This window comes from Sphingomonas panacisoli (assembly GCF_007859635.1).
GTDB classification, from domain to species: Bacteria; Pseudomonadota; Alphaproteobacteria; order Sphingomonadales; family Sphingomonadaceae; genus Sphingomonas; species Sphingomonas panacisoli.
The window spans coordinates 1,262,583-1,283,696 of sequence record NZ_CP042306.1 but is presented as its reverse complement, the minus strand read 5'-3'; the positions used below and the strand labels follow the sequence as shown (position 1 = coordinate 1,283,696).

The window sequence follows — 21,114 nt, the reverse complement described above, 5'->3', positions numbered from 1 at the left end:
TGTTCGGCGGTTTGCCGCCGCTCGATTTCCGGTAACGTTAGAGTTGATTCGCGCGCCGCTCAAGGCAATAGAGAGTCGTAATTAGAAACGAGGGTATGGAAGAGCGATGTTGATGAAAGCGCCCGAAAAGCATGGCTGCGACGCCACGCGGCTCAATCGGATCGACACCTTCCTGAAGGATCGGTACCTCGATTCGGGCAAGCTCGCCAATGCCCAGTTGCTGGTCGCGCGCGACGGCGAAATCGTCCATCTGTCGAGCCAAGGCGCGGCGCGCGAAGGCGGCAAGGCGCTCGACGAAGGGTCTTTGTTCCGCATCGCCAGCATGACCAAGCCGATCACGTCGATCGCCTTCATGATGTTGGTCGAAGAAGGACTCGTCGCGGTCGACACCCCGGTCCATCACGTGCTGCCCGAATTCAACGGGCTCGGCGTGTTCGAGGCCGGTGGCGGGCGCGTGCCGTTCCAAACCAAGCCGACCGCGCAGCCGATGCGAATGGTCGATCTGCTCCGTCACACGTCAGGCCTGACCTATGGCTTCCAAAATCGCACCAACGTCGATGCGCAATACCGCCACGAGAAGATGGACGATTGGCACGCCGGGCACGATCTCGACGCATGGATCGGCAAGCTCGCCCAGATACCGCTCGAATTCTCGCCGGGTGATGCATGGAATTATTCGGTGTCGACCGATGTGCTCGGCGCGGTGATCCAGCGCGTGTCGGGGATGACGCTCGACGAGTTCTTCCGCATGCGCATCTTCGAGCCGCTCAAAATGGTGGATACCGGTTTTAGCGTCCCGGCGGGCCAGATCGACCGGCTGACCGACTGCTACACCTTCGTGCCGGGCAAGGGCCGGATCATGTACGATCGCGGCGCGGAGAGCGGATGGGCGAAGACACCACCCTTCCTGTCGGGCGGCGGCGGGCTGGTATCGACCGCGCTCGACTATAACCGCTTCTGTCAGATGTGCCTGAACGGCGGCGAACTCGACGGTGTGCGGCTGGTCGGCCGCAAGACGATCGAGCTGATGACGATCAACCACCTGCCCGGGAATTCGGACCTCGCCACCATGTCGCGCTCGCTATTCAGCGAGGCAGCCCTGGCGGGGACCGGGTTCGGGCTCGGTTTCGCGGTGATGAAGGACCTCGCGCCCGGCATGGTACAGGGATCGGTCGGCGAATATTATTGGGGCGGGATGTTTTCGACCGCGTTCTTCATCGACCCGGTCGAGAAGCTCAGCATGGTGTTCATGACGCAGATGAGCCCCTCGAACACCTATCCGATCCGGCGCGAGCTGAAGACGCTGATCTACAGCGCCCTAACCTAACCGTGCTCCTGCGAAAGCAGGAGCCCAGAGTCACATGGGCCGTCGCTTGAGGCCCTGGGCTCCTGCTTTCGCAGGAGCACAACAGGAGAGAATGATGACCAGCCCGATCCGCACCGAACGCCATGACGACGTGCTCGTCATCGTCTCGAACAATCCGCCGGTCAACGCGCTCGGCGCGGCGGTGCGATCTGGGCTGGAAGCGGGGATCAAGGAAGGCGTCGCCGACGCCAGCATCAAGGCGATGGTGATCCGCTGCGACGGGCGCACGTTCTTCGCCGGCGCCGACATCACCGAATTCGGCAAGCCGATGCAGGGACCGGGTCTGGGCACCGTCATCGACATGATCGAGGCATCGGACAAGCCGGTGGTCGCCGCGATCCACGGCACTGCGCTGGGCGGCGGGTGCGAGGTGACGCTGGGCTGTCACTATCGCGTCGCGGTCCCGTCGGCGAAGATCGGCACGCCCGAGGTCAAGCTCGGGCTGCTCCCCGGCGCGGGCGGCACGCAGCGCATCCCGCGCATCGCCGGCGTGAAGCTCGCGCTGCAAATGACCGCGACCGGTGACCCAATCTCGGCCAAGGCGGCGCACGAGGCAGGGCTGATCGACAGGATCGTCGGCGAGGACAGCCTGGAGGCCGACGCGATCGCCTTCGCCCGCGAAGTCGCGGACACGCGCCCCCTGCCCCGCGCGTCGGAAAAGACCGCGGCCGCCGATCCCGCCGCGGTCGAGGAATTCAAGAAGGCCAACGCCCGCAAGTTCCGCGGCTTCGACGCGCCGGCGGCCAACATTCGCTGCGTCGAGGCGTCCACGACCGGCACCTTCGCCGACGGCATCGCGATCGAACGCGACGAATTCATGAAGCTGATGATGGGCACGCAATCCGCCGCCCAACGCTACATGTTCTTCGCCGAACGTCAGGCCGCCAAGGTCGACGACATCCCCGCCGACACCCAACTGCGCAAGATCGCCAAGGTCGGCGTGGTCGGCGCCGGCACGATGGGCGGCGGGATCAGCATGAACTTCCTGAGCGCCGGCATCCCGGTGACGATCGTCGAGACCGCACAGGAAGCGCTCGACCGCGGCGTCGGCGTCATCCGCAAGAATTACGAGAATTCCGCCAAGAAAGGCCGCTTCACCCAGGAAAAGGTCGAGGCGATGATGGGGATCCTGATCCCGACGCTCGACCTGAACGACCTCGCCGATTGCGACCTCATCATCGAGGCGATCTACGAGAATATGGACGTCAAGAAGGAGCTGTTCGGCAAGCTCGACGGCATCGCCAAGCAAGGCGCGATCCTGGCGTCCAACACGTCCTATCTCAACGTCAACGAAATGGCCGACGTTACCAGCCGCCCGGGCGACGTGATCGGCATGCACTTCTTCTCGCCGGCCAACGTCATGAAACTGCTGGAGGTCGTCCGCGGCGCCAAGACCGCGCCCGACGTGCTGGCGACGGTGATGGCGCTGGCCAAGCCGATCGGCAAGGTCGCGGTCGTCTCGGGCGTGTGTCCCGGCTTCATCGGCAACCGCATGCTGTCGCAGCGCGGCGGCCCGGCCAACACGATGCTGATGCAGGGCGTCCCGCCCGAGCGGATCGACAAGGCGCTGACCGATTTCGGCATGCCGATGGGCGTGTACCAGATGAGCGACCTCGCGGGCGTCGATATCGGCTGGCACCGCGACCCCAACCGGATCGAGACGATCCGCGACGCACTCGCCGCCAAGGGTCGCTGGGGGCAGAAGACCAAGAAGGGCTGGTACGATTACGACGAGAACCGCAATCCGTCGCCCTCGCCCGAAGTCGCCGAGATCATCGAGGAGTTCCGGTCGAAGTCGAACCAGGCGCGGCGCGACTATACCGACGACGAGATCATCGGCGCGTTGCTCTACCCGATGGTCAACGAGGGCGCGAAGATCCTCGACGAAGGCATGGCGCAGCGCGCGTCGGACATCGATGTCGTGTGGATCTACGGCTATGGCTGGCCGGTCTATCGCGGCGGGCCGATGTTCTGGGCGAACACCGTCGGGTTGGACAAGGTCGTCGCAGGGCTGGAGAAGAACGGTGTGCCGGTCGCGCCGCTACTGAAGCGCAAGGCCGAAGCCGGGGAGAAATTCTGATGGTAGTGTCCGTCGCCCCGGCGCAGGCCGGGGCCGCTGGAGGATCGAGCAACACGGCGGTCCCGGCCTTCGCCGGGACGACGGATAAATCCGCGATCGAAACCGCCGCGGCGATCCGTGCGGGCGAAACCACCGCCTTGCTCGAATGCGAGGCGGCGATCGCGCGGATCGAGGCGCGCGACGGGCCGATCAACGCGGTCGTGGTGCGCGATTTCGACCGTGCGCGGCATCAGGCGCGCGAGGCCGACAAGCGGCTGGCCGCGGGCGAGACCGCGCCGCTGCTCGGCGTGCCGATGACGGTCAAGGAAAGCTTCGACGTCGCGGGACTGCCGACGACTTGGGGGCTGGAGGCGGCGCGCGATTTCGTGCCGCAGGACGATGCGGTCGCGGTCAAGCGGTTGAAGGCGGCGGGCGCGGTGATCCTGGGCAAGACCAACGTCCCGCCGCTGCTCGCCGACCTGCAATCGAACAACCCTGTCTACGGCCGCACCAACAACCCGCATCACCCCGGCCGCGTCGCCGGCGGGTCGTCGGGCGGATCGGCGGCAGCGCTGGCGTCGGGCATGGTACCGCTGGAAATGGGCAGCGATATCGGCGGGTCGATCCGCGTGCCGGCCGCCTTTAACGGCGTGTGGGGCCACAAGCCGACCTTCGCCGCGCTGAGCCGGGTCGGGCATCACTTCCCCGGCACCGACGGCGCGCCGGGCGAATTGTCGGTGATCGGACCGCTGGCGCGCAATCCCGACGATCTGGCGCTCGCGCTCGATATCCTCGCCGACCATCCGCTGGCGCAGTCCGACAATCGCCCGGCGAGCGGCTATCACGTGCTGGTCCTCAACAGCCATCCCAACGCGACGGTCGCCGCGCCGATCGCCGACGCGCTCGACCGGTTGGCGGACGCGCTCCATGATCTCGGCATGGCGGTCGATCGCACCAGCGACCTGATCCCCGATCTCGACGCCCAGCAGCGCAACTACATGAAAATGCTCAACATCACGATCGCGCGGGGCGTGCCGCAGGACGGATCGGCGCCGACGACGTTGATCGAATGGTTCGACCTGCGCGACGAACAGGCGCGCAACAAGCGGGCGTGGAACGCGCTGTTCAAGAGTTACGACGCGGTGATCGCGCCGACACTCGGCGTCACCGCGTTCGCGCATGACGATACGCCGCTGATTCAGCGAACGCTCGACATCAACGGCGACGCCACCCCGTTCGGACTGCAGTTCGCTTTCCCCGGCCTCGCGACCTTCCCCATGCTGCCCGCGACGAGCTTCCCGATCGGAACCGACCCGGACGGCCTGCCGATCGGCGTCCAGGCGATCGCCGATACCCTGAAAGACCACACCGCCATCGCCGTCGCACGGCTGGCGCACGGAGTAATGCAATGACCGACCTCGACACCTTCCGCGCCGACACGCGCACCTGGCTGGAGGCGAATTGCCCCGCCGAGATGCGCGAGCCAGTGCGCAGCGACAAGGACGCCGTGTGGGGCGGCCGCGATCAGTCGATGCTGACACCGGCGCAGAAGGAATGGATGGACAAGATGGGCGCGCGCGGCTGGACCGTGCCCGACTGGCCGAAGGAATATGGCGGCGGCGGACTGTCGCCGGCCGAGACCAAGATCCTGCGCGAAGAAATGCAGCGAATTCGGGCGCGCAACCCACTCAATTCGTTCGGTATTTCGATGCTCGGCCCGGCGCTGCTGAAGTACGGCACCGAGGAACAGAAGCTCGACCATCTGCCCAAGATCGCACGCGGCGAAATCCGCTGGTGCCAGGGTTATTCGGAGCCGGGCGCGGGGTCGGACCTCGCGGGCCTGCAGACTTCGGCCGAGGACAAGGGCGACCATTATCTCGTCAACGGGCAGAAGGTGTGGACCAGCTACGCCAACTATGCCGACTGGATCTTCTGCCTCGTCCGCACCGACAAGTCGGTCAAGCAGGCGGGGATCAGCTTCGTGCTGTTCGACATGGCCTCCGAAGGCGTCTCGACCAAGCCGATCCTGCTGATTTCCGGCTATTCGCCGTTCTGCGAAACCTTCTTCGACAATGTGAAGGTTCCCAAGGAAAACCTTGTTTACGAAGAGAATAAGGGTTGGGACGTCGCCAAATATCTGCTCGGCCATGAGCGTGAGATGATCAGCGGCATGGGGCTCGGCTCGGCGGGCGGCAATCCGCTGCTCGACGGCGCGAAGAAGACGATCGGGACCGCCGACGACGGCACGCTCGCCGACCCGCTGCTCCGCGCGCAGATCGCGCTGTTCGAGGTACGGGCAAAGGCGTTCAACGCCATGTCGGAGAAGTTCATCGACGACCTCAAAGCCGGCAAGGCGCACCCCGCCCAGCCGTCGATGATGAAATATTACGGCACCGAACTGAACAAGTCGCGCCACGAACTGATGATGGCGGCAGGCGGTTCGGACGCCCTGGAGTGGGAAAGCGAGCGCTCGACCAACGGCGCCGGCCCGCGCGCGTGGCTGCGCACCAAGGCGAACTCGATCGAGGGCGGGACCAGCGAGGTGCAGCTCAACATCATTTCGAAGCGGATCCTGGAATTGCCGGACAAATGACCGTCGCCCCGGCGCAGGCCGGGGCCGCTGCGTGATCGCAGCATCCACACAACCCAGCGGCCCCGGCCTTCGCCGGGGCGACGGAGTAAAGAATGCCCCTCTACATCAACGAAGATCAGACGATGCTCCGCGACACGGCGCGCGACTTCATCGCCGATTCCGCGCCCGTCAAACACATGCGTGCGCTGCGTGACGCGAACGACCAGACCGGGTTCAGCCGCGATCTGTGGAAATCGTTCGCGGAGATGGGCTTCACCGGCATCCTGATCGGCGAGGATCAGGGCGGACTCGGGCTCGGCCATGTCGAGGCGGGCGTCGTGCTCGAGGAAATCGGCCGCAACCTGTCGCCCTCCCCTTTTCTCGCGACGGCGGTCGCGGCGGTCGAGGCGCTGAAGGGCACCGCGCAGGCCACGAAATACTTCTCCGGCATCGTCGCGGGCGAGACCGTTGCAGCGCTGGCGATCGACGAGCAGGCCAAGTTCCGCGATTCGGTCGCGCTGAAGGCAGAGCGCTCGGGCAACGGGTTCAAGCTGACCGGCAAGAAGCAGTTCGTCAGCCACGGCCACGTCGCCGACCTGATCATCGTCGCCGCGCGCACCGCAGGATCGGCCGACGATGAGAACGGCGTGACGTTGTTCGCGGTCGATAAGGGCGCCGCCGGCCTGTCCGCCGAAGCCGAGCGCCTTGCCGACTCCTCGCTAGCCGCGCGCCTCGAGTTCGACGGCGTGGAGGTCACCGCCGACGCCGTGATCGGCGAGGTCGATGCCGGTCGCGATCCGCTCAACCGCCTGCTACGCGCCGGCCGAACGGGCGCGTCCGCCGAATTACTCGGCGTCGGCGGCGGCGCGATGGACATGACGGTCGAGTATCTCAAGCAGCGCAAGCAGTTCGGCGTGCTGATCGGCACCTTCCAGGCGCTCCAGCACCGCGCCGCGCATCTCTATTCGGAGATGGAAGTCGCCCGCGCCGCCACGCTCCGTGCTGCGCAGATGCTCGATACGGGGTCCGACCGCGCCGACGAAGCCGTGTCGGTCGCCAAGGCGCAAGCCGGGCTCGCGACGATGTTGGCGGTGCAGGAGGGCGTGCAGATGTTCGGCGGGATCGGCATGACCGACGAATTCGACATCGGTTTCTACATGAAGCGCCAGCGCGTTCTCGCCGAGATGTTCGGCGATGCGAACTTCCATGCCGACAAGATCGCGCGTAACGCCGGTTATTGATGGCTGAAGACGAATATCGCCCGCTGCATACGCCCGAGGAACTGGTCTCGGGACTTGTGACCTTGCTCGACGTCGAGGAACTCGACACCGATCTCTATCGCGGCATGAAGCTGCCCGGCGGACGCGGACGTGTGTTCGGCGGCCAGGTAATCGGCCAAGCGCTGCAAGCTGCGCAACGATCTGCCGAGGGCAAGGACGCGCATTCGCTCCACGCTTACTTCATGCGCGCCGGCGATGACGCATTGCCGATCGTCTATCGCGTGGTGCGCGATTTCGACGGTAAGAGCTTCGCGACGCGTCGCGTGATCGCGACGCAGAACGGCCAACCGATCCTCAACATGGCGGCGAGTTTCCAGGTCGCCGAGGACGGACTGCACCATCAGGACGCCTTCCCCGCCGACATTCCGCCGCCCGAAGAGCTGAAATCCGAAAGCGAATTGCGCGTCGAAGCGTCGCAGCACATGCCCGAGGAGCATCGCAAACGCTTCCTCAACTGGAAAAGCCCGATCGACGTCCGGCCTTTACACCCGCGCAACTGGTTCTCACCGACCAAGCGCGATCCGGTGACCTATAGCTGGATCAAAGCGCTCGCACCGCTGGGCGACGACACCGCGATGCATCGCGCGATCCTGGCCTATGCCAGCGACATGGGCCTTATGGCGACAAGCATGATGCCGCACGGCGTCAATTGGATGACGCCGGGGATGCAGACCGCCAGCCTCGACCACGCCATGTGGTTCCACGAGGACTTCCGCGCGGACGAGTGGCTGCTTTACGCGATGGACAGCCCGTGGGCGGGGCACGGCCGGGGCATGAACCGGGGCAGCATCTTCACGCGCGACGGCCGACTGGTCGCCAGCGTCGCGCAGGAAGGGTTGATCAGGAAGCGCGAGCCCCGCGCCTGAGCTTTACCGACTCTTCGATTTGTTGTCGTCGCTGACTGCGATGATCACGCCACCCGCGACGATCCCGAGTGCCAACACCGCCGGAATGATCGCGCTACCGGCCAGCTTGTTCGACTTCCCGCTCGGGCTCGACGCACGCACCGATTTCGCTACGGAGAGCGACGAAGCCGGGTTGGCCGGCGCGGCCAAGGCCGGTGTCGCGGTCATCGCCAGTGCCGCTGCGGCGACGGACAGGTTCTTGAAACGCATTACTAACTCCTTGAAATCTTGAGCGTCGGTCGCGCGTCAACGGCGCGCGGCCGGCATCGTTCCACGCGACACGACGAACGACGACGCGAACCGACGAACGATGTGGCGGCTACGACGAACGGTGCGTCGAGGGCGAAATGCGTGTTAGTCGGCGGGGGCCTCCGCGCCTCCGGGCGAGGTCATGACGTAGCGCACGCGCTCGACGCACCCGACATAGCCCTGGTTCGACGGCGCGAGCCGCGCGGCGGCGACGACGTTGATCGCCGTCGTGCCGAAGTCGGCCGCCGGTTCGGCCGCCAGCACGCGAACGTTGCCCGTCGCTCCCCAGGGCGCCGCATCAAAGGCGACGATCGCCCAGCCTTCGATCCCCCGCTTCCGATAATTGTCGGGATATTGCAGCACCGGTTTGACCGCCCAGTCCAGTTCGACGGGACACGTCGCGCTCTCGGGTCGGAAGCCCTGTTTATCGGGCGAATCAGGCGCGGGGCGTGGCGTAGCGCTCTTCCAATAGGGATAAAGGCACCCGGAACGCTTCCCGCCCGCGAACCGCGACTTCGCCACGGCAGCGCGCGCGGCCGCGTCGAGTCCGCCATCGTGCGTGCCGGTCAGCGTGTGAACGGCGACGGGTTTGCCCGCCGCATCGATATCGAACTGCACCATGCTCCATTGCAGGCGCCCGACGCTGCCCTTCAGCGTGCGGAAATCGGGATAGCCGCGCAGCAGCGGCTCGAGCGGCTTGTCGAAACAGTCGGAACCGGTCGGCTTGATGCGCTCGATCGCCTCTCGCGATGGCCGTGCATCGATCGTCGCCGCAATCAGGTCGGGTACGGCAGCGGCGGCGATCGGCGACCTTGTCGCGACGTAGTGCGCCTGACACTGGCGGTGCGGCGCCCCGGCCGCGAAATTGCTGGCGGCCAGCGCCGGTGCCAGATCGTCGGCGTTCGGCACATAACTCTGTTCGCTACGACGAATATCGACCGGCCGCCCCGCATCGTCGATCGCGAAATCGAGCGTCACGCGCAAGGGGGCGCCCTGCTGCATCCAGCCGAACGCAGGCCGGGGCAGCATCACGGCGGCGTCGGGCAGGTCGGTACCCGCACAGTCCATACCCTCGACTTGCCAGCCGATCAGCCCCTGCGCACCGGGCAGAGGCGGGGCCGGCGGGATCGGCGCGGGATAACGCTCGACCGGCTTACGCTGGGCGACGACGACAGTAGGGAGGACTGCGGCCGCTACGGCCAGAATAGCGAGCGTTTTCATGGCGATGATCGTGCATCGCGCAGGCAGACCCGGCAAGCGGAATCAGATCGGCTGGCCGTCGTCGCTTTCGTACAGCTGGAGATCGCGGTCGGTGATGCCGATCGCGCCGAACTGCGCGCGCCATTCGGCCATGTGCGGCGTCCTGAAATGCGCGTCGAGCGCGGCGCGGTCGCGCCAGCGTTCGCTGATATGGATGATACGCGGGTCGAGCACGTCCTGGGCGTAATTGTAGGCGAGGCACCCGTCCTCCGCGCGGCTGGCGGCCAGCATCGCGGCCATCGCCGGGCGCGCTACTTCCAGCGCGCCCTCGGGAATACGCATGGTCCCCATGATGAGCTGCATCAGACCGCAGTCCGGCCATATTCCTGTTTGGTCACGGGGTGGCTCGACGACAGCCCGCCATCGACCGCGATAGCTTGGCCGTTGACGTAGCTCGCGGCGTCGCTGGCGAGGAAGGCGGCGACTTCAGCGAGCTCTTCGGGCTGCGCACCGCGGCGCAGCGGGTTGAGGCGGCCGACGCGGTCCATCTTCCCGGCCTCGCGCGCGTAATCAAAGGTCGGCTTGGTCATGCCGGTCTCGGTAAGGCCAGGGCAGATCGCGTTGACGCGGACGTTCGAACCGGAGAGCTGCTGCGCGGACGTCTTGGCGAGATTGATGACCCCCGCCTTCGACGCCGAATAAGCCGGCGACCCCGCGCCCGAGCGGATGCCCGCCACGCTGGCGGTCAGCACGATCGCGCCGCCGCCGCGCTCGGCGATCTTCGGCGCGGCGTGCTTGATCGCCAGGTACGGGCCGACCAGGTTCACGCGCAGCACTTCGGTGATGAGCGCGACGTCGGTGTCGAAGATGTTCGCCATCCCGCCCGAAATCCCGGCATTGGCGAAGATGATGTCGAGCCCGCCGAAGCTTTCCACCGCGAGGTCGACCGTGCGGATCACGTCCTCCTCCAGCCCAGCGTCCATCTGGATCGCGACCGCGGTGCCGCCGGCATCGGTGATCAGCTTGGCGGTCGCATCGGCACCGTCAGTCTTGTCGGCGACCACGACCTTCCCGCCCTCACGCGCGAACAGCAGAGCAGTGGCGCGGCCGATACCGGAACCTGCGCCAGTGACGATGATCGACTTGTCCTTGAAGCGCATCCGCCAACTCCCAATCCGTCATCCCAGCGAAAGCTGGGATCTCATGCAATATTCCCTCGCCAGAGACCCCAGCGTTCGCTGGGGTGACGGCAATGGGCTAAATCGTCACGCCCCCATCCATCACGATCGTCTGCCCGGTGGTGAACGCCGCCGCCTTCGACGCCAGGAACACCACGCCGCCGGCGATATCCTCCGGCTCGCCGATCCGGCGTAGCGGGACCGACCGGCTGGCGGCTTCCTGCCGCTTGGGATCGTCCACCAGCACCTTGGCGAAATCGGTACGGACTAGCCCTGGGGCGATGCAGTTCACGCGAACGTTATCCGGCCCGAATTCGTGCGCGAGGTTGCGCGCGAGTTGCATGTCGGCCGCCTTGGAGATCGCATAGGCGCCGATCACGGGCGTCCCGCGCAGGCCCCCGATCGAGGAGATAATGATGATCGACCCGTCTCGGCGCGCGCGCATCTCCGGCGCGACCATCGTGATCAGCCAGTGGTTCGACACGATATTGTTGTCGAGAATCTTGCGGAACTGCTCGTCGCTAATCCCCTCCTGCGGGCCGTAATACGGGTTCGACGCGGCGTTGCAGACGAGCACATCGATCTGCCCGAACGCCGCGCGAGTCTCGTCGACCAGGTTCTGAAGCGCTTCTTTGCTCGATATGTTCGCCGCGACCGCGATCGCGGTGCCGTCACCATATTTGCCGTTGATATCGGCTGCGACTGCGTTGCACGCATCCTGCTTGCGGCTGGAGATGACAACTTTCGCGCCATGCTCCGCCATTTCGTAGGCGGTCGCCTTGCCGATCCCCTTCGACGAGCCGGTGATGACCGCGACCTTGCCGGTCAGATCGAATAGCGACATTGCCCTCTCCTTCTTCAGGCGCCCGCCTTTTGTGCGAAGTCCCACGCCGCGTCGGCCAGCCGGTACACGCCCGCCGCCGACTTCTCGGCCTGCGCCGACGACGCGGTACCCTCGACGATGCGTTTCTTGATGCCTTGGACGATCCCGGTCAGGCGGAACAAATTATAAGCGAAATACCAGTTGAGGTCGGGCAGCCCGTCGCGCCCGGTCGCGGCGCAGTATCGCGCAACCATGTCGTCGATCGTCGGGATGCCGCTGTCGCCGCCCGCCACGCCCATCACGCCGGAGCGACCTTCGGGCTTGGTCACCCAGCTCATCAGGAAATAGCTGAAATCCGCCAGCGGATCGCCGAGCGTCGACAGTTCCCAGTCGAGCAGCGCGATCACGCGGTTCTCGGTCTTGTGGAACATCATGTTGTCGATGCGATAATCGCCGTGGACGACCGACGTCCGCGTTTGTTCGGGCAGCGTCCGCGGCAGATATTCGATCAGGCTCTCGACCGCCGGCATGTGTTCGGTTTCGGCGAGCTTGTACTGCTTGGTCCAGCGCGCGACCTGGCGCTCGAAATAATTGCCCGGCTTGCCATAATCGCCGAGCCCGGCCGCGACGTAATCAGTGTTGTGGAGCGCGGCGAGCGTGTCGCACATCGCGTTGTAGATGCCGGTGCGCTCGTCGGGCGCGTAGTCGGGCAGCGTCCCGTCCCACAGGTTGCGGCCGTCGGCGAACCCCATGACGTAGAAGTCGGTGCCGATCACCGCCGGATCGGTGCACAGGCCATAGGGCCGCGCGACCGGAAAACCGGTCGGGTAAAGTCCCGCGATCACCTTATACTCGCGGTCGACCGCGTGCGCGGAGGGCAACAGGTTGCCGAACGGCTTGCGGCGCAGGACGTACTCGCCCGACGCGGCGGTCAGCTTGTAGGTCGGGTTCGACTGCCCTCCCGCGAACTTGGTGTAGCTCAACGGCCCCGCGAACCCCGCGACATTCCCTTCCATCCACGCCGTCAGCTTGGCGAGGTCGAGCGCGTTCTTCTCGTCGACCGCGATCGTCTTGGGAGCGTCGTCGGGGTGCGCGGCCATCAGCTGAACTCGATCACGCTGCGCGCGGCGTCGCCTTTGCGCAACTCGTCGAACGCGTGGTTGATCTTCTCGAGCGGCATGCGTTCGGCGATGATCGTGTCGAGATCGAGCAGCCCGCGCAGGTAGAAATCGACCAGCCGTGGGATATCGACCGGGAAGCGGTTGCCGCCCATCAACCCGCCCTGCAGCTTCTTCGACCCCAACAGGTCGAGCGCCGACAGACCAACCTTGCTGCCGAGCGGCATCATGCCCAGGATCGTCGCTGTGCCGCCACGCCTGAGCACCTTGACCGCGGTGTCGGCCGACGCCTCGCGCCCGACCGCTTCGATTGCGTGATGCACGCCGCCTTTGGTCAGTTCGACCACTTCGGGGACGGTGCTCTCGGCGGTCGCGTCGAATGTGTGGGTTGCGCCGAGCTTTTCGGCCAATGCGCGCTTCTCGGGCACCGGATCGAGCGCAATGATTTTGCCCGCGCCGGCGATCTTCGCTGCATTCACCGCAGCCAGCCCGATCCCGCCGCACCCGACGACGCACACCGTCTCGCCCGGTGTCACCGGGCTGGCGTTGAACACCGCCCCCGCCCCCGTCGTCACCGCGCATCCGAGCAGCGCGGCGCGATCGAGCGGCATGTCGGGATCGACGCGCACGCAGGCATGCTCGTGGACCAGCATCATCTCGGCATAGGCCGACAGGTTGAGCATCTGGTGGACCGGCTCGCCATTCATCGACAGGCGCGGCGCCGCACCCTGCTGACGGCGGACCTCGGCCGAAATGCATAGCGACATGCGGCCCGACACGCAGAATTCGCAATGCCCGCAAAAGGCGGAGAGACACGTCACCACCGCGTCGCCCACCTTGACCGTGCGCACCTCGTCGCCGACCGCTTCGACGATGCCCGCCGCTTCGTGGCCTGGGATCGCGGGCAGCGGCGTCGGATAGGCGCCGTCGACGAAATGTAGGTCCGACCGGCACACCCCGCACGCGACGGTGCGGATCAGCACCTCGTGCGGGCCGGGCTTGGCGACATCGACATCACAGATTTCGAGCGGCTTCTTCGCTTCGAACAGTACGGCTGCCTTCACTTACCTCTCCGTCGCCCCGGCGCAGGCCGGGGCCGCTATGTGATTTTACCCAGCGGCCCCGGCCTTACGCCGGGGCGACGGGTCTAGCGCGAAACCCCGATATCTCCGCTCGACGCGACATCGACTTTGTAGTCGCCGTACTTGCCGAATTCGTTGCGGGCGATCGCGCGGTTGTGCACCTCGTCCGGCCCGTCGGCGAAGCGCAGCGTGCGCATCGCGGCCCATTGATGCGCCAGCGGGAAGTCGTCCGACACGCCGCCGCCGCCATGCGCCTGGATCGCGTCGTCGAGGATCTGCAGCGCCATGTTGGGCGCCTGCACCTTGATCATCGCGATTTCGAGTTGCGCCGACTTGTTGCCGGCCTTGTCCATCATGTCGGCAGCCTTCAGGCAGAGCAACCGCGTCATCTCGATGTCGATGCGGGCGCGTGCGATGCGCTGTTCCCAGATCGAATGGTCGGCGATCCGCTTGCCAAACGCGACGCGCGACAGCAGCCGCTTGGCCATCGCCTCGATCGCCGTCTCGGCGGTGCCGATCGTGCGCATGCAATGGTGGATGCGGCCCGGCCCGAGGCGCCCCTGTGCGATCTCGAACCCGCGCCCTTCGCCGAGCAGGATGTTCTCGACCGGCACGCGGACATTCTCGAGCAGCACCTGGCCGTGGCCGTGCGGCGCATGGTCGTAACCATAGACCGACAGCATCCGCTCGATCTTCACGCCCGGCGCGTCCATCGGCACGAGGATCTGGCTCTGCTGCTGGTGCCGCTTGTTGTCGGGGTTGGTCTTGCCCATCACGATCGCGACCGCGCAGCGCGGGTCGCCGACGCCCGACGACCACCATTTGCGGCCGTTGATGACGTAATGGTCGCCGTCGCGGACCATGCTGGTTTCGATGTTGGTCGCGTCCGACGAAGCGACGGCAGGCTCGGTCATCAAAAACGCCGAACGGATTTCACCGTTCATCAGCGGCTTCAGCCACTTTTCTTTCTGCTCGCGCGTACCGTAGCGATGAAACACCTCCATATTGCCGGTGTCGGGGGCCGAGCAATTGAAGCATTCGGACGCCCAGCCGATCTTCCCCATCTCCTCCGCGCACAGGGCGTATTCGAGGTTGGTGAGCTGCGTGCCTTCGAATTCGAAACTGTCGTCGACATGCGTCTGGCCCGAATGCGGCGGCATGAAGAAATTCCACAGCCCCTGCGCCTTGGCGATAGCCTTCACCTCCTCGATCACCGGGATGACTTTCCAGCGATCGCCCTGATGCGACTGCTCGTGATACAGGTGGTTGCGGGGCGCGATTTCCTTGTCGATGAACGCCTTCACCCGATCGCGGAAATAGGTCTCGCGTTCGCTCAATGTGAAGTCCATCGCATCGCTCTCCTTTGGCTATCCGGTAATCGGCTAGACCATACCGCGTTTTCGGTAAAGCCGTTGAATGCGATATGCGGCACCGACAAAAAGATTCGAAAAGTGGCAATTCCGTTACGGAAAACCGCTGGTTATGCGGGACGAAGCTGATAAGCTTCGACGATGGGGCAAAGCGATACTGTAGAACTGGACGAAGCGACCGGGACCAAGCGTTTTAGGGCGAAGCGCAACGCGATCCTGGCGGCGGCATCCGAGGCGATCAACGAACAAAGCGCGAAGGGCATGACTTTCGCCGATGTTGCGCGGCGGGTCGGGCTCAACACGACCAGCGTCACTTATTACTTCAAACGCAAGGAAGATCTGGCGCAGGCGTGTTTCGAACACACGCTGTTGACGCTCGGCGACATGCTCGACGAGGCGCAGGCGGAGGCGACGCCCGAAGCGCGCGTCGCCAAATATCTGTCGCTCAACATGGCGCGGTTCGCGCGCATCCGCGAAAATGATGAGCGCGCGCTCGCCGGGCTGAGCGACTTGCGCGCGATGGAGGAGCCGATGCTCGGCCGCCTGATGGCCGGCTGGCGCGACATCTTCCGCCGCACGCGCGCGTTATGGGGCGATCCCGACGACCGGCGGCAGAAGGATTTGAACGGCGCGCGGGCGCATGTTCTGCTCGAAGAGACGTTCTGGATCCCAGCATGGATCAATCGCTACGATCTCGACCAGTTCGATCGCGTCGAGGCGCGGCTGATGGACATGTTCCGTCACGGTATCGCACCCAAGGGCGCGACCTGGTCGCCGGCGATGCTCGACATCGAGCATGAAGAAGCCGAGCCGGGGCGCGAGGCGTTCCTGCGCGCGGCGACGCGGCTGATCAACGAACTCGGCTATCGCGGCGCGTCGGTCCAGCGGATCGCGTCGGAGCTCAACGTCACCAAGGGCAGTTTCTATCACCACCTCGATGCCAAGGACGATTTGGTCATCGAATGCTACAAGCGCAGCTTCGACACGATCATCGAGACGCAGCAGGCCGGCGAGAACGAAGGCGGCGATTGGTGGCACAAGCTGTCGAGCGTCATCGCGACCTTGCTCGACGTGCAATTCTCGGTGCGCGGGCCGCTATTGCGTACGACCGCGCTGACCGGGCTGCCGCGTCAGGTCCGGAGCGCGATGATCGACCGCTCGAACCGCATTGCACGCCGCTATGCCGGGATGCTGTCCGACGGCGCCGCCGAAGGGTCGATCCGCGCGGTCGATGCGCTGATCGTCAGCCAGTCGCTGATGGCGCTGCAGAACGCCGCGTTCGACATGCGTAAATGGGCGAGCAGCATGCCGCGCGAACGCGCCGTGGCGATGTATGCCTCCACGCTGGCGTTCGGCATGTTCGACGATCGCGCGGCGCGGGACTAAATTGTCGCCTGCCGCTCCGCCCACTTCCGCTTCAACAGCACCCCTGCCCGCCAGTAATGGAAGATCGCCCACGGGGTGATCGCGGCGAAGGTGAACATCGCGTAGCGCAGGGATTCGGTGCCGTAGGTCGGCTTCAGCGCGTCGCTGATCGCGCCCACCGCCATCGGCCCGATCCCCAGCCCGATCATGTTGTTGATCAACAGCATGATCGCCGCCCAGGTCGCGCGTAGCCGTACCGGCGCTTCGGACTGAATCAATGCGAAGGTGACGCCGAGATAGGCTGTCGAGAAGAAGATCGCGACGAAATACGCGCCGACCGCCAGCTGGGTGGTCGACGCCAGGCAGTAGGTGATCGTGAACGGCAATGCGCAGGTCTTGAGCACCGCGACCATTGTCGATTGGGCGTAAAGACCGCGCTCGCGCGTCAGCCGATCGGCGAGTTTGCCGCTGGCGATCGCCGCGATGCCCAGGATCACCGCCGCCGCCGGCGCGATCTTCAACGCGATGTCCAGCTTGGTGAACGCGAACGACCGCATCAGATATGCCGGCCCGAACGCGGTGTGACCGTAACCGATCATCGACGTCAGCGTGAACCCGGCGATCAGATGGAGCGCCGCGCGGTTGCTGAACAAGGTCGCGAACCCGTCGGCCAGCGTCGGCTTGGTGTCTTCCATCGCGACTTGCGCGTCGGACAGCCCGCGCTTGGGCTCCGGTACGACCAGCCAGATGATCAGCGCGAGCAGCAACCCCGGCAGGCCGATCACGTACATCGCGACGCGCCAGCCATATTTGGTGGCCACCACGCCGCCGATGATCGTCCCGAATGCCGCGCCCAGCCCGACGCCGAGCGAATAGATCGACAGCGCCGACGCGCGCTTTTCGGGAGGATAGAGATCGGCGATGATCGAATGGCTGGGCGGGCTCGACCCCGCCTCGCCGATGCCGACGCCGATCCGCGCGCCGAGCAGTTGCCAGAAATTCGTCGCGAGGCCGCCCGCGGCGGTGAACGCGCTCCAGATCGCCAGCGCGATCGCGATGATCCGCACGCGATTGCTGCGATCGGCGAGCCACGCAACCGGAATACCCAGCCCGGCATAGAAGATCGCGAACGCCAGCCCGCCCAGCATCCCCATCTGCGCGTCGCTCAAGTGCAGATCGCGGATGATATCTTCGTTGAGGATCGCGAGGATCTGGCGGTCCATGTAGCTGAAAAAATACGCGAGCGTCAGCAACAGCAGCGTCAGCGCGCGGCGCTGGGCGACGAAGGTCGCCTGAACTTCGGGGAGGCTTGTCGGGGAGGACACGGGGCGACCTTTTTACTCTGGTACAAAAATAACGACCCCGCCGCGCCAATGGGGCGCGACGGGGCCGGACGAAATCAATCGGACAAGGTCAGAACTTCACCGAGGCACCGACCTTGAACTGCCGTCCCAGCGGATTGCCGATGAACGGTTCGTAATTGTAGTCTTCACGCGCAAACGGTGGATCCTTGTCGAAGATGTTGATCACCGTCGCGGTCAGCGTGATGTTCGCCGGCAGCTTGATCTGCAGGTTGAAATCGGCGGTCACGAAATTGCCGATGTCCGCGCCTGCGTAATACGCCGTGCCCGCCGCCGACAGCGACGTGTCGAGCGCGAACGGCCCGGTCTTCGTGTCGAAGCGCTGATCGTGCAGCCCGTCGGTGTAATAGACCGTCACGCGCGCATCGACCGGCCCGCCGCCCAGGTCGAGGAACGCCTGACCCTTCCATTGCGGCAACGGGTAGAGCGTCGACTGATAGTTGAGCAGCCCGACCCCGTCGAACGAGCTCGCCACCTGCACGCCCGCCACCGAGATCGCGCTGATCCGGTTGCTGATCGTGTAGGTCGCATCGACGCCGATGCCGAAGCGCAGGTTCGAGTTAAGGAACTGGCTCGACCGATATTCGGCGCTGAAGTCGATGCCCGAATTGGTCTGCGACGCGCCGTTCTGGAGGAACGTGTTGACGCGCGCCACGTTCGCGACGGTCGTCGCGGCCGTGCAGGCCCCGGTGCTGAAGGTGAACCGCGCCGCGAGCGTCGGATTGGCCGCGCAGGTGTTGGCGGCACCGGCCGGGAACAACGTCGCCACCATCGCCGCCAGCGGATCGCTGACGATCGCGTCCGTCAGGTCATAGCGGAAATAATCGACGCTGGCGTGGAAGCCGCCGAACTTGAGCAGGATGCCGCCCGAATAGTTCTTCGATTTTTCGGGTTTCAGGTTCGGGTTGCCGTTGACGTCGACCGGGGTGAAGGTCGATCCGATCAGCTGCAGCGCGGTGACGAAACCGTTCGAGATGTTGGCCAAAGTCGGTGCACGGAACGTGGTGCCGAAGCCGCCGCGTAGCGCGAGCCAGTCGGTGACCTGCCACCGTGCGCGGACTTGCGGGTCGAACGTGTGGCCCACGCCCCCGCCATAATCTTCATATCGCGCGGCAAGCTGCAGGTTGAACGTGTCGAACACCGGCAATTGCGCTTCGGCGAACAGCGCGTAGACGCCGCCCCTCAGGTACGAATTGCGCCCGGTTCCCAGGAACGCGTACGCTCCGTTTGCCGCCGCCGGACCCAGTGCGGTGGGCGAACACGCCGCCGGGTTGGTATTGCCGGTGATCGGTGTGTCGCGGCACGGATTGGACTGGATGTTGCTGTTGTTGCCGTAGGTCGTGCTGAACTTGTTGTAGCGATACTGCGCGCCGATACCGACCTGGATATCGCCACCGGGCAGCTTGATGCCCGAACTGCCGGACAGCGACGCATCCGCGACGAACAGCTGCGATTCGACCTGCGTCGTCCCCTTCACGAAGAACCAGTCGGTCAATTCCTTGGTATTCGCCGGTCCGGTACCGAGCGGGTTGGTCGTGCCGTTGACGGCGCCGGCCGATACCGCCGTGCTGAACGGATTGAGCCACAAACAGCCGTTGGCGCCCGGCGTTGTGCCCGTGCAATTGGGTCCGCCGAACCCGCGAAGCGCGAGCTGGACGCGGTCACCGAACGAGTCATAGCCGTCGGTGTAGCGATAATAATCGTGATACGTCCCCGACACGCTCCAGTCGAACGTCCCCAACTTGCCGCTGAGTTCGGCGGTCAGGCGCGTGGATTCGGACTTGCGCATGCCGCGCGCCGACCCCTTTTCCATCAGGTCGCCCAACGTGCTGGGGTTACCGCCGGCGATGTACGGGCGGAACAGCAGCAGCGGGAATACCGCGCCGGTCGCAATGGCGCCCGCACCGGTGAACAAGGCCGGATAGGCCGCCTTGTACGAAATGAAGCCCGGGTTGGTCGCAGGTACGTAGAAGCCCGCCGTCTGCGGCGCCACGCTGGCCGCCGTTGCATAGGGATAGGGATTGACGCCCCCGAGCGAAGCAAGGGACGGCAACTGCGTCAGGATATAGGACGGCGACGTGAGATAATGCGGGACCGTGCTTCGTCCGTAGAGCGCCGTGACCTCGAACTTGATCGTGTTCGTCAGATCGGCCTCGACATCGACAAAGGCCGTACCACGCTTTTCCAGGTCGACCAGATTATCGAACGAAGAATATTGCGTGTAGCAGCGGCTGTTGGCGCCGACGAAACCGCCCAAGGTCGCGCATCCTGCGTCCGGCGTCAGCGCGCTGTAGGCGGTATTGCGGCCGGCGGCGCCGGGCCCGACGAGGAGATAGGATGCCGGATTGCCGCCGCCGGTCCAGCCGCCCTGCGGGTTCACCGCATAAGGCTGCACCGCAAAACTGCGGTCGCGCGTCGACAATTCGCCGCGCTTCGAGAAGCTGACCGCCGCGAGGAAGCGCCAATTGTCACCGACATGGCCGAAGCTCAACGACCCGTCGATATCGCCATCGGCACCGCGCACGAATTTGTAGCTGCCCGCCGCGCGGAAGCCTTCCTGGTCGGTGCGGGTGATGAAGTTCACCACGCCGGCGATCGCGTCCGAACCGTACGTCGCCGCGGCGCCGTCCTTCAGCACTTCGATCCGGCCGATCGCGGCCGCGGGGATCAGGTTGATGTCGACGGCGGGAACGCCGTTACCGGCGGTCACCAGGCGGCGGTTGTTGAGCAGAACCAGCGTACGCTGCGGGCTGAGGCCGCGAAGGTTGGCAGTGGCGATGCCTTCCGCGCCCTGCGAGCGGCTATCGAACTGGTTGGCGTCGCCGAGTACGGCGCTTGAGGTCGGCAATGCCTTGAGCAATTCGACCGCCGACGGGGAGCCCTGCTTTTCGAGGTCGGCGGATCCGATCACGTTGACCGGCAGCGCGGCATCCTCGGGCGTTCCCTTGATGATCGAGCCGGTGATGACGATGTCCTTGCCGGCATCGGCCGTGTCGGCGTCGGGCGCGGTCTGCGCCATGGCCGGCGATGCCGCCGCGATCGCCATTACCGATATCGCGCACGCGCAGAGCAACCTTGTCTTGGTCATGTACCTCTCCCCATCGGGTCAATGCGCTTGCCGGCACCATACCCAGAACTCGAATAGGCACGTAAGATGACGTTACGTCAAGCGTTCTTCGCGTTGCA

17 protein-coding genes are annotated in these 21,114 nt (G+C 65.3%); 7 read left to right on the top strand and 10 right to left on the bottom strand.

The window, feature by feature from the left end:
* The first annotated feature begins 106 nt into the window (after positions 1-106).
* From FPZ24_RS06505 to FPZ24_RS06480, 6 genes are all read left to right on the top strand, one after another.
* Positions 107-1,327: a serine hydrolase domain-containing protein gene (locus FPZ24_RS06505; protein ID WP_146570340.1), complete on the top strand. Its 1,221-nt coding sequence runs from the start codon at positions 107-109 to the stop codon at positions 1,325-1,327.
* Positions 1,328-1,421: 94 nt separating this feature from the next.
* Complete coding sequence (locus FPZ24_RS06500; protein WP_146570338.1) at positions 1,422-3,446, top strand: 3-hydroxyacyl-CoA dehydrogenase NAD-binding domain-containing protein; 2,025 nt, start codon at positions 1,422-1,424, stop codon at positions 3,444-3,446.
* Positions 3,446-4,837, top strand: coding sequence for an amidase family protein (locus FPZ24_RS06495; protein ID WP_146570336.1), 1,392 nt, complete (start codon positions 3,446-3,448; stop codon positions 4,835-4,837). The genes FPZ24_RS06500 and FPZ24_RS06495 overlap by 1 nt, the downstream gene beginning before the upstream one ends.
* Positions 4,834-6,018 (top strand): acyl-CoA dehydrogenase family protein, encoded by a 1,185-nt coding sequence (locus tag FPZ24_RS06490; protein ID WP_146570334.1) that lies wholly within the window; start codon positions 4,834-4,836, stop codon positions 6,016-6,018. Before FPZ24_RS06495 ends, FPZ24_RS06490 begins: the two co-directional genes overlap by 4 nt.
* Before the next feature lie 92 nt (positions 6,019-6,110).
* Positions 6,111-7,238, top strand: coding sequence for an acyl-CoA dehydrogenase family protein (locus FPZ24_RS06485; RefSeq protein ID WP_146570332.1), 1,128 nt, complete (start codon positions 6,111-6,113; stop codon positions 7,236-7,238).
* Positions 7,238-8,143 carry an acyl-CoA thioesterase gene (locus FPZ24_RS06480; RefSeq protein WP_146570330.1) on the top strand — a complete coding sequence of 302 codons (906 nt, stop codon included), beginning with the start codon at positions 7,238-7,240 and terminating at the stop codon, positions 8,141-8,143. Before FPZ24_RS06485 ends, FPZ24_RS06480 begins: the two co-directional genes overlap by 1 nt.
* A gap of 3 nt (positions 8,144-8,146) precedes the next feature.
* Here FPZ24_RS06480 and FPZ24_RS06475 read toward each other — a convergent pair whose 3' ends face one another.
* From FPZ24_RS06475 to FPZ24_RS06440, 8 genes are all read right to left on the bottom strand, one after another.
* Positions 8,147-8,392, bottom strand: coding sequence for a hypothetical protein (locus FPZ24_RS06475; RefSeq protein ID WP_146570328.1), 246 nt, complete (start codon positions 8,390-8,392; stop codon positions 8,147-8,149).
* 144 nt (positions 8,393-8,536) lie between these two features.
* Positions 8,537-9,652 (bottom strand): energy transducer TonB, encoded by a 1,116-nt coding sequence (locus FPZ24_RS06470; RefSeq protein WP_146570326.1) that lies wholly within the window; start codon positions 9,650-9,652, stop codon positions 8,537-8,539.
* A 42-nt stretch (positions 9,653-9,694) separates the two neighbouring features.
* Complete coding sequence (locus tag FPZ24_RS06465) at positions 9,695-9,982, bottom strand: putative quinol monooxygenase (protein WP_240047645.1); 288 nt, start codon at positions 9,980-9,982, stop codon at positions 9,695-9,697.
* An 11-nt stretch (positions 9,983-9,993) separates the two neighbouring features.
* Positions 9,994-10,791 (bottom strand): SDR family NAD(P)-dependent oxidoreductase, encoded by a 798-nt coding sequence (locus FPZ24_RS06460; RefSeq protein WP_146570322.1) that lies wholly within the window; start codon positions 10,789-10,791, stop codon positions 9,994-9,996.
* A 97-nt stretch (positions 10,792-10,888) separates the two neighbouring features.
* Positions 10,889-11,653, bottom strand: a complete 765-nt coding sequence (locus tag FPZ24_RS06455) for an SDR family oxidoreductase (protein WP_146570320.1) — start codon at positions 11,651-11,653, stop codon at positions 10,889-10,891.
* 14 nt (positions 11,654-11,667) lie between these two features.
* Positions 11,668-12,732, bottom strand: coding sequence for a phosphotransferase family protein (locus tag FPZ24_RS06450; protein ID WP_146570318.1), 1,065 nt, complete (start codon positions 12,730-12,732; stop codon positions 11,668-11,670).
* Positions 12,732-13,814: a Zn-dependent alcohol dehydrogenase gene (locus tag FPZ24_RS06445; protein WP_146570316.1), complete on the bottom strand. Its 1,083-nt coding sequence runs from the start codon at positions 13,812-13,814 to the stop codon at positions 12,732-12,734. The genes FPZ24_RS06450 and FPZ24_RS06445 overlap by 1 nt, the downstream gene beginning before the upstream one ends.
* Positions 13,815-13,897: 83 nt before the next feature.
* Complete coding sequence (locus FPZ24_RS06440) at positions 13,898-15,181, bottom strand: acyl-CoA dehydrogenase family protein (RefSeq protein WP_146570313.1); 1,284 nt, start codon at positions 15,179-15,181, stop codon at positions 13,898-13,900.
* Positions 15,182-15,343: 162 nt separating this feature from the next.
* Between FPZ24_RS06440 and FPZ24_RS06435 the strand changes: the two genes are divergently transcribed.
* On the top strand, positions 15,344-16,588 hold the full coding sequence (locus FPZ24_RS06435; RefSeq protein ID WP_146570312.1) for a TetR/AcrR family transcriptional regulator: 1,245 nt from the start codon (positions 15,344-15,346) through the stop codon (positions 16,586-16,588).
* Here FPZ24_RS06435 and FPZ24_RS06430 read toward each other — a convergent pair.
* Together FPZ24_RS06430 and FPZ24_RS06425 are read right to left on the bottom strand one after the other, a co-directional pair.
* Positions 16,585-17,892, bottom strand: coding sequence for a spinster family MFS transporter (locus FPZ24_RS06430; protein ID WP_146570304.1), 1,308 nt, complete (start codon positions 17,890-17,892; stop codon positions 16,585-16,587). The genes FPZ24_RS06435 and FPZ24_RS06430 overlap by 4 nt on opposite strands.
* A gap of 88 nt (positions 17,893-17,980) precedes the next feature.
* Positions 17,981-21,016, bottom strand: a complete 3,036-nt coding sequence (locus FPZ24_RS06425; RefSeq protein ID WP_146570302.1) for a TonB-dependent receptor domain-containing protein — start codon at positions 21,014-21,016, stop codon at positions 17,981-17,983.
* Positions 21,017-21,114 lie beyond the last annotated feature (98 nt).

Excerpts from the sequence above, each read along its gene's own strand:
- FPZ24_RS06505 (WP_146570340.1), top strand. The coding sequence starts at position 107 with ATGTTGATGAAAGCGCCCGAAAAGCATGGCTGCGACGCCACGCGGCTC.
- FPZ24_RS06500 (WP_146570338.1), top strand. The coding sequence starts at position 1,422 with ATGACCAGCCCGATCCGCACCGAACGCCATGACGACGTGCTCGTCATC.
- FPZ24_RS06495 (WP_146570336.1), top strand. The coding sequence starts at position 3,446 with ATGGTAGTGTCCGTCGCCCCGGCGCAGGCCGGGGCCGCTGGAGGATCG.
- FPZ24_RS06490 (WP_146570334.1), top strand. The coding sequence starts at position 4,834 with ATGACCGACCTCGACACCTTCCGCGCCGACACGCGCACCTGGCTGGAG.
- FPZ24_RS06485 (WP_146570332.1), top strand. The coding sequence starts at position 6,111 with ATGCCCCTCTACATCAACGAAGATCAGACGATGCTCCGCGACACGGCG.
- FPZ24_RS06480 (WP_146570330.1), top strand. The coding sequence starts at position 7,238 with ATGGCTGAAGACGAATATCGCCCGCTGCATACGCCCGAGGAACTGGTC.
- FPZ24_RS06475 (WP_146570328.1), bottom strand. The coding sequence starts at position 8,392 with ATGCGTTTCAAGAACCTGTCCGTCGCCGCAGCGGCACTGGCGATGACC.
- FPZ24_RS06470 (WP_146570326.1), bottom strand. The coding sequence starts at position 9,652 with ATGAAAACGCTCGCTATTCTGGCCGTAGCGGCCGCAGTCCTCCCTACT.
- FPZ24_RS06465 (WP_240047645.1), bottom strand. The coding sequence starts at position 9,982 with ATGGGGACCATGCGTATTCCCGAGGGCGCGCTGGAAGTAGCGCGCCCG.
- FPZ24_RS06460 (WP_146570322.1), bottom strand. The coding sequence starts at position 10,791 with ATGCGCTTCAAGGACAAGTCGATCATCGTCACTGGCGCAGGTTCCGGT.
- FPZ24_RS06455 (WP_146570320.1), bottom strand. The coding sequence starts at position 11,653 with ATGTCGCTATTCGATCTGACCGGCAAGGTCGCGGTCATCACCGGCTCG.
- FPZ24_RS06450 (WP_146570318.1), bottom strand. The coding sequence starts at position 12,732 with ATGGCCGCGCACCCCGACGACGCTCCCAAGACGATCGCGGTCGACGAG.
- FPZ24_RS06440 (WP_146570313.1), bottom strand. The coding sequence starts at position 15,181 with ATGGACTTCACATTGAGCGAACGCGAGACCTATTTCCGCGATCGGGTG.
- FPZ24_RS06435 (WP_146570312.1), top strand. The coding sequence starts at position 15,344 with ATGGGGCAAAGCGATACTGTAGAACTGGACGAAGCGACCGGGACCAAG.
- FPZ24_RS06425 (WP_146570302.1), bottom strand. The coding sequence starts at position 21,016 with ATGACCAAGACAAGGTTGCTCTGCGCGTGCGCGATATCGGTAATGGCG.